The 245-nt window shown below is 47.3% G+C and carries 1 protein-coding gene; it reads right to left on the bottom strand.

All coding sequences use genetic code 11. The features are described 5' to 3' along the window. The coding region (locus AB4585_RS29315; RefSeq protein ID WP_372172341.1) for an FAD-dependent oxidoreductase at window positions 1–230 on the bottom strand (230 nt) is incomplete at its 3' end. Window positions 231–245: the final 15 nt, after the last annotated feature.

Here is a 245-nt window from a genome sequence, read left to right on the forward strand (position 1 = left end):
GCGTGATCAATGGCTCTGGCCATTAATCCACCCATAGCATCAACCTCTTTCACGAGATGGCCCTTACCAATACCGCCAATGGCTGGGTTGCAAGACATCTGCCCCAAAGTATCAATATTATGGGTCAACAAAAGTGTCTTTTGGCCCGTTCTTGCTGCAGACAATGCAGCTTCAGTACCAGCATGACCACCACCAACGATGATGACATCAAATTTTTCGTGATAAAGCATGAGTTGGCCTCGGAT

The organism is Vibrio sp. 10N.222.49.C9 (assembly GCF_041474985.1).
GTDB classification, from domain to species: Bacteria; Pseudomonadota; Gammaproteobacteria; order Enterobacterales; family Vibrionaceae; genus Vibrio; species Vibrio crassostreae_C.